The following is a 491-nucleotide window of genomic DNA, read 5'->3' on the forward strand; positions in this document are numbered from 1 at the left end:
TGGGCGGAACTCAAGGGCCAGCCGCCGGGCGTGCGGATCTACTGCTTTGCCGGGGAAGCCTTCAGCCGCCAGATGATGCACCATGCCATCGAGCACCTGAAACCGGACTGGGTGATCAACGGCTACGGCCCCACCGAAACCGTGGTCACGCCCACCCTGTGGCGTGTGCCTGCCGACACGGCGGACTTCGACAGCGCCTATGCCCCCATCGGGGACCTGGTGGGGGACCGCCAGGGTTATGTACTGGATGCGGACCTCAACCTGCTGCCGCCGGGCATCGCCGGGGAACTCTACCTCGGTGGCGCCCTGGCGCGGGGTTACCTGGACCGGCCGGAGGCCACGGCCGAGCGCTTCGTGCCCAACCCGTTCCGGCCGGGGGAGCGGCTGTACCGCACCGGTGACCGGGTGGTGCTGAACCCGGATGGCCAGTTGGAATTCCAGGGCCGGATCGACCAGCAGGTGAAACTGCGGGGCTTCCGCATCGAGATCGG

At 68.4% G+C, this 491-nt stretch carries 1 protein-coding gene; it reads left to right on the forward strand.

All coding sequences use genetic code 11. The features are described from left to right. On the forward strand, positions 1 to 491 hold a 491-nt coding region (locus tag NLU14_RS21345), incomplete at both ends, for an AMP-binding protein (RefSeq protein ID WP_275710418.1).

The organism is Marinobacter iranensis (assembly GCF_029207565.1).
Classification (GTDB): Bacteria; Pseudomonadota; Gammaproteobacteria; order Pseudomonadales; family Oleiphilaceae; genus Marinobacter; species Marinobacter iranensis.